Consider the following 7561-nt stretch of genomic DNA (forward strand, 5'->3'; position numbering starts at 1 on the left):
GCTCTTCGGCCCTATCGGGCACATCCCGCCCGCTGAGGCCGAAGACAATTACTATGCAGCCCTCGAGAACCTCGATATGGCTGCATAGCCAAATGAAAACTGCCTCCTGAAAACCCGGGGCGCTTCACAATGCTGTTGCGCGTCCTTGGGGCCCGGAGGCGACGCACACGTCGAGCACTATGCCGCTGACCGCGGACTGACGCCCGCTTGGATCATGTGCTCTCGTTTACGGGCGCTTCTGAGGTACAAGGCGTTCTCGCCAAAGACCTGTCGAACGCGCTCCCATCCGTGTATCGACCTGCCGAAGCCGGATTGACCAGCTTCATGCCAAACGAAGATGCGCAGCACACGCTTTCCTGCTGTGTCCAGGAGACGCATGTGTATCGACGTAACTGTGCGATCCTCATGCTACTTGCGCGGTCAGCGTTGGCGCGCGGACGCGCCTCTGCTAGCGTGCCAAGGCGCTGCGCAAAGGGCAGCGCCGGAACTGGTAATTCCGCCTGTGAAGCAACTCGGACACTTCGGTTTCCGGGGTGCCGCCGCGCATTCTCTCGTTGCGGTGGTCAAGAGTGAAGATCAGTCTCTCATAATTTCTTCCTTTTGTGGTTGTGCGTAAGGGCGTTGAGCAGGATTCACTATTCTCTGCGAGGTCATGCCGACGTTGATTGTGAAAGCCTCTTCTGGAGGCATAGCCGGATGCCGTCATTTAGGGTTCTGCCACGAGTGATGCCTTCATATGTCAACAACGCCGTATGCCTTCCGTAAGGATAGACCCGACAATACGCGCTCAAGGTCATCTACCCGCCGTTCCTGCAGGTTACGCCCGTCCGGGATTGGATTCTCCCGTCCAGGTTCCGTGGATGGGGCGACTAACTGGTAGCCGCGGCAGATGCCGCAGGGTCCATGGTCGCCTTTCCCCACCGGAACTCGCTCTGGTCACGCCAGATCCTGTACAGCACTGTGGCGAGCTTTCGGGCCACCGCCACCTTCGCCTTGTTGAAGCCAATGCGATTGACGAGGCGCACCCCCCACGCCTTAAGCGCAGACCATCGCTTGACGCTGATAAGCAGCACGGTGGCCGCCTGGACAAGATGAAGCCGGGTCGGCGAGTGCCCTCGCTTGCTTATGCGCCCGTGATAGTCCTGTTCGCCCGATTGGTATCGGCGCGGGGTGAGGCCGAGATAGACGGCTACATCGGATGCGCTCTTGAAGCGGGTCGGATCATCGATCGTCGCGCGGAAAGCCAATGCGGTGACCGGCCCCACGCCCGGGACGGTCATGAGGCGCTGGCAGACCGGTTCGGCCTTGGCCGCGATCTCAAGCCGCATGTCGGCCTCCGCTATGTGCTGGGCGATGATCCGATGTACGTCGAGTAGCGGCATCAACAGCGGCCGGATATGGAAGCCGTTGTCCTGGGCCTCACATAGTGCGTCGATAACGCGATCGCGGAAGGTGTCGGCGCTGACATTCCCGCGCGCCACGATCAAGCCAAAGGGCTTCAGCAAACCACAAAGTTCGTTCTCAAGGTCGATCTTCTGCTTCACCAGACGCGCCCTTGCAGCGAGCTGCACTCTCAGTTCCTGGCTCGCCTGCTCCTTGATGTGCACGGCCTTCATCCAGTCTGACCCGAGCCGTACCATCTCCGCCAGGCCGTGCGCGTCATTTCGATCGGTCTTTTGACGCTTGAGCGACAGCGCCCGGTGGGCATGGACTGCATCCATTACGGTGATGTCGAAGCCCATCTTGCGCAGGCCATGGTAGAGCCAGGATGCAAGGCTGCCGGTCTCCATGCCGAGCTTGAGCGGTCCTTCCATCCGCTTTTGCAGATAGCGGCCGATCTCGAACGGATTGGTCTTTGCTTGCCCCTCCATCACGGTCTTGCCGTCGGGATCGAGAACACAGATGCTCGTGCTGCGCTGGCTGACATCCAGACCGACGCTGTATACTGCTTCATGCCGGATCACTTCGTCCGGCTTGACCTTGATAGCCATGGTCGCCTCCTGAAGTTTGGTGGTGATGCGTGCGAGATCTCAGCCAATATTCGACCGAGTCCGGGCAATATCATCGCTCAACGTCGCCGCCACCGCAACGACCCTATATGTCCAAACCTTCGGGTGAAAGGCGGCAGCGCATGTGATCTGCATGTCCAAACCTTCGGGTGAAAGGCGGCAGCGCATGTGATCTGCATGTTACCAGCTCCGGCGGCTCCCGCGCCTAGCGTGCGGGAGTTCGGGACGGTTCCGCATCGGTCTCCTCCGTCCCGCGTGACCGCCCCGATGTGGACCGGAGGTAACGATGAACCATTTTGTTCCTGCTCGATCACAGCATGCATTGAGTTCCACGCCGCCAACGTCGTTGATATCATCGACAAACGATAATTCCGCTCTCACAGACCTGTGCGAGACCTACGGCGCCGAACCGGTCAAGCTTCGGCGCACGCGGGAGGGGCGCGAGCTCAGCCGCGTACGCTACCGCCGGGCCGAAGAATTTATGACTCTTCTTGTACCCGAAGTGCCCCGCGACTGGCCCGATTTCCTCTATTCAGCCGGTATCGTCGTGCAACTCGGCTTGTCATCCCATCTGCTGGACGTCGGTTTCCCCGACGATTGGTGCGCTCGGCATGTCGGCCTTCACGTTGACCGCTCGTTAGCCTACGCCAACGTCACCGGGTTCGGTTGCGAATGCGCCGAGACGATCCGACTGATGCAAATTCTGGCACCTTATTGGAAGTGGAACCGACGTCACCTAACTGACGGTGTCTACTCCGACGGCAGCTTCAAGGCTGATCAGGTTCGGGCGCTGGTTCGTGCATTGATGGATCATGTGTGCCGTGTTACTGGCCATCGTCATCGCCCAATCATGAAGTCACAACATTCGCCCTCGGCACGGCGGGCCTTTGAAGGACCATAAAACGATGACGAGCCGGTCGCCGGATTGACCGTCGAAAACCGAGTCATTCCGTGGCGGCACGACACAATGGGGTGACCGGCATACAATCGGCAATTCAGATTTTTCCTCCAGCCGACGGAGCCGCCATTTTGTGCGGCAACGCAACGTGAATCAATCGGATATTTAGAACGCGTATATCTTGCGACCATCGCCGTTTCGTTATACGGCTTACTGCAAATCTTGCATCCACAAGGATAATGCACGCGTGAAGATTCCTGCCCTTCTTCTCCTTAATGCAGCGTTGCTCCTTGGTGCATGCGCGAAGAATGACATGCTGATTTCTTCGGGAGATCGCTATGTTGCCAGTACGGACATCTCCGAAACATATGCTTTGGGGGCTGGCGATAAAATACGTATGACAGTCTTTAGTGAACCCGCGCTGTCGGGTGAATTCTCGGTCAGTTCCGACGGCGATCTGTCGCTGCCGCTCATTGGCAATGTACCAGTCGTCAGCAAAACGCTCGATCAGGTTACGGTCCAGGTCCAATCGTTGCTCGCCAATGGCTACCTGCGAGACCCCAAAGTTAACATGGAGATCGTTGCCTACCGCCCCTTCTTTGTGCTGGGTGAGGTGAAGGCTCCAGGTCAATACCCCTATGCAAGCGGCATGACGGTAATGAATGCCGTAGCGACAGCTGAAGGCTACACGCCGCGCGCGACCAAGAAGACCATTTACATTCGGCGCTTTGGCGAGAAAGTCGAGCAGGTATATGAGCTTACGCCAAATCTGCGAGTCTGGCCTGGCGATACCTTACGTGTTGCGGAGCGCTATTTCTGATCGGGGTTGATACAGTGGGGGGCGAACAGAAAAGCTGCAACTGTCGAGCGGGTGTCGGCAAGTGCGGCAATTTCAGCAAAAATGGCTCAAGCGCCCTGCCACCCGGCAATCTTAGATGATGGTCGTATTGAGTTCAAGGCATCGCCATGCACCTTCCAGTGGAAGAACGACGCGTGGCTGTTTTGGTCGTCTTGCGTTGTTGGGCTTACACGGATCAGCGCTTTTTGTGCCAGCGATGGCGCATGCTCAATCGACCACCACACTCATTCAGCCTGTCATCTCTCCAGACTATGGGCGCGACCGAAATGTCAGCGTGCTGGAACGGCAACACCCCGATTTTGCTCCCTTGGGGTATCGGCTGGGAAACTGGATACTCAACCCGTCACTTACCGTTTCTCCGGGCGTGACGAACAACGTTTATAACGATAATGACAATCGGCAGAGTGATGCCTTTGTCATAGTCGAGCCTAATCTTCGTGTGTCCTCTGACTGGGCGGTTCATCGACTAATATTGGAAGCGACCGGCGATCTGCGGCGCTACGCCCAAGCCTCCGTCCGCAATCAGAATGGATGGAAGATCGATGCATCAGGTCGTCTCGATGTGTCCCAGGATTTGTCTATAGAAGCCTCTGGTACCGTAGGGCGGCGTTTTGAATCTCCATTTTCAGACGATGTCATCAATAATACTACCAATGTGTCGAGCTATCTTCAAACACTTGCAAATGTGAAGGCGAGTTATAGTGTTGGGCGCACGCGGGTGGTTGGTGCTGTAGACCGATCGAGCTATACATTTAATAGCGTGACATTTGCTGATCGGCCTGCCCGTGATCAGCGCTCGCGAGATCGGACTATGAATCGCCTGACTGGCATCATTGACTATGCTCTGTCTCCTAGCTTGTCCATGTACGGTCAGATTGTTCTGGATCGTAATGAATATGATGCATTGATAGCAAATGGCCAGGCGAATCGAGATTCGACTGGATATATGTTTGTGGGCGGTGTTAATTTTGACCTTGCTGGATTAATGCGGGGAAGCATAGGTACAGGCTATAGTCGCCGTGACTATAAGTCTGAAATTTACCCGGACGCTTCCGGACTGTCGGTTCAGGCCAAAGTAGAATTTTTCCCAACTCCGTTAACTACAGTTGGCTTCACTGCACAACGCCAAATTCAGGATGCCGGACTTGGTGGCGCGGGTGCCTATCTAGACAACCGCGCCACCATGCGGGTCGATCATGAGTTGCTGGAAAATCTCGTTCTAACTCTGGACGGCGACGTGGCGCGTCGCAGTTATGAGGAACTCGACCAGCGGACGGATGTCATTTCTGTTGGCGCTGCGGCTCGGTTCCAGATGACGCGAGGCCTGAGCTTTGGTGGCAATATCCGCTATGGCTCATCCACGCCGAACGGTAATAATTTAGGAAATGCTTTTGATGAGTTTCGGGCGATTGTGTCAGTGCGCATCAGACGATAAGGCAAGGGCTATATCCTCCGGGGTGACGTGTCAGCAGTCTGGCCGCGTGGTGGGGACAAAGGATCGGGATTGACATGAAAGTTTCCAGTACAGCGGGATATGAGGCTCGGCTCGCGGACGTGGTCCGGTCCGTGAAGGAGGTCCTTCGACGTCGTTACCTCACCTTGGCAATTGTCGCTGGCGTGATCACCGTCCTTGGCATCGCCCTGACGCTGCAACTCACACCTTCCTATCAAGGCGTGACGAGGATCCAGATTGATCCAAGTCGCAACCCCCTCGCCCGCAGCGCCAACGAGGCGCAAGCTCAACTCGCGAGCGAAGCGATCGAAACCGAGGTCGCAGTGATCAACTCCCTCGATATTTCACGCGATGTTGTGAAGCGCCTCAAACTCATCGACGATCCAGAATTTAACGGGCCAATCACCGCTCGCAAGGAAAATGGCCCCGTTAGCGAAGAAGATCAGTTGGAGATTGTCGCGAATGCAGTTCGCAGTCATTTAAGCGTTGGCCGTGAAAAGCTCACCTACATCATGGCGATCCGCTTCGATTCCCATGATGCTGAGAAAGCTGCACGCATCGCTAACGCCTATGCCAGCACATATCTCGACAATAAGGTGGGCAACAAGATTGGGGCCGCTGAGCGGCAGTCAGTCTGGATCCAAAAGCGCATGGACGAACTGGCCGCAGAGGTCCGCGCTGCAGATGAAAAAGTCGCTCAATATCAAGCACAGGCTGGAATTGTGAGAGGTGCTTCGAATAATCAAGGCACCATTACGGATCAGCAGGTGGGCCCTTTGTCGGTTCAATTGGCCAGTGCGGAGTCAGTTGCCGCGGAAGCGCGTTCAAAGCAGATCTCGGCACAGCAGCAGGTCAAGAGCGGCCATCTTTACGCTGTTTCAGATGTACGTAACTCAGCAACCATACAGGACCTTCGTCGGCAACGGACTCTGCTCGTCCAGAGCATGGGTGAAATGCAAGTTCGCTATGGTAGTCGGCATCCCGATCTGATCAAGGTCCGCGATCAATTGACTGGGATTGATGAGCAATTGAGCGATGAAGCTGGGCGTGTCATCCGATCACTCAAGGCTGATGCAGATGCAGCTGAAGCTCGCGCAAGTAGCTTGCGTATGGCGATGGAACGTTTGGAAGAAAAGCAATCGACCAATGCTCGTGCATCAGTCATTGCGGCTAGCATGCAGCGTGATGCCGATAGTAAGCATGAGGCCTATGATCGCCTCGCTCAGTCAGCGCTGGAATCGCGTCAAGCTGCACAAAATTCCATTGCGCAAGCTCAGATCATTGATACTGCAGAGGCTCCTCAATCACCTTATTGGCCAAACAAGCCACTTTTCATTCTCCTTTCAATGATTGTCGGCGTCGGTGTTGGGATCGCAACTATTACCGCGCAGGAGATGATGGTATCGGGCATGCGCACGGTGGAGGATGTCGAGAGCGAAATTGGCGTACCTTTGATTGCCGCAGTACCCAATGTCCGTAAAATGTCTCGGCCTGCTGATCTGCTGATTGACAAGCCCACATCTCAATTCGCCGAAGCCCTTCGCAACGCCCGCGCGTCAATTCTGGGAGTGAAGGGCGAAGTGCCGCCGAAGATCATTGCCTTTACGTCCGCCTTGCCAGGCGAAGGCAAGACTACGACAGCATTAGGCATGGCGCGTACGATGGCACTAAATGGCGGCCGAACGATACTCGTTGATGCAGATGTTCGGCGCGCTCAGCTTCGCCAGATTACCGATGTCCATCCGGGCCCTGGTATTGTCGAACTCTTGCATGGCGAAGCGACATTGGACGAAGCCATTCAGAAAAGCGGCCTTGAAAATCTGGATCAAATCATTGTTCAAAAGCCGTATTTCAGTTCCGAGAACCTCTTCGGCAATGATCTTATGCCCAAGATATTGGACGAATTGAGCACCCGATATGAGACCATCATTCTCGATTTGCCGCCTTTGGTCGGCCTAGCCGATGGTCGCTTCCTAGCTGCGCTTGCTGATGCCGTTATTCTTGCTATTAAATGGGATGCAACCCCGACTCAAGCAGTCAGTTCGGCAGCCTCTTGGCTCAAATCGGATGGAGCGAACCTCGTTGGAGCGATTTTTACCATGGTTGATACTAGCTCCCAATCCGTTGGTGCCTATTATTATTATTCCAAGAAATATTCTTCCTATTATCAGAGCGCTTAGCTCGCCCTTTTAAAGTTGTGAGACCTTTGCGCGGGCGGAACGTGTCAACGATTGTGAGACAGCCGGGTCGGGAGATTAAGCTATCGTCTTTCGGTCCCTGGCCGGTGGGTTGATCCAGACTGCGGTTGGTTTTTGTGGCGGTCGTGGTGGTCGATTGACGAA

5 protein-coding genes are annotated in these 7561 nt (G+C 55.5%); 4 read left to right on the top strand and 1 reads right to left on the bottom strand.

Going from position 1 to position 7561, the window contains the following annotated elements; all coding sequences use genetic code 11:
* Positions 1 to 869 precede the first annotated feature (869 nt).
* Positions 870 to 1991 (bottom strand): IS110 family transposase, encoded by a 1122-nt coding sequence (locus tag SxD43FB_RS22515; RefSeq protein WP_096064031.1) that lies wholly within the window; start codon positions 1989 to 1991, stop codon positions 870 to 872.
* Positions 1992 to 2295: 304 nt separating this feature from the next.
* On the opposite strand from SxD43FB_RS22515, the gene SxD43FB_RS24995 reads away from it, so the two are divergent.
* From SxD43FB_RS24995 to SxD43FB_RS22530, 4 genes are all read left to right on the top strand, one after another.
* Positions 2296 to 2910: a hypothetical protein gene (locus SxD43FB_RS24995; protein ID WP_141249610.1), complete on the top strand. Its 615-nt coding sequence runs from the start codon at positions 2296 to 2298 to the stop codon at positions 2908 to 2910.
* Positions 2911 to 3154: 244 nt separating this feature from the next.
* Positions 3155 to 3727: a polysaccharide biosynthesis/export family protein gene (locus SxD43FB_RS22520; protein WP_206378042.1), complete on the top strand. Its 573-nt coding sequence runs from the start codon at positions 3155 to 3157 to the stop codon at positions 3725 to 3727.
* 115 nt (positions 3728 to 3842) lie between these two features.
* Positions 3843 to 5201 carry an outer membrane beta-barrel protein gene (locus SxD43FB_RS22525; protein WP_096064033.1) on the top strand — a complete coding sequence of 453 codons (1359 nt, stop codon included), beginning with the start codon at positions 3843 to 3845 and terminating at the stop codon, positions 5199 to 5201.
* A gap of 74 nt (positions 5202 to 5275) precedes the next feature.
* Complete coding sequence (locus tag SxD43FB_RS22530) at positions 5276 to 7399, top strand: GNVR domain-containing protein (RefSeq protein WP_096064034.1); 2124 nt, start codon at positions 5276 to 5278, stop codon at positions 7397 to 7399.
* The last annotated feature ends 162 nt before the right edge of the window (positions 7400 to 7561 follow it).

The organism is Sphingobium sp. D43FB, assembly GCF_002312805.1.
GTDB lineage: Bacteria > Pseudomonadota > Alphaproteobacteria > Sphingomonadales > Sphingomonadaceae > Sphingobium.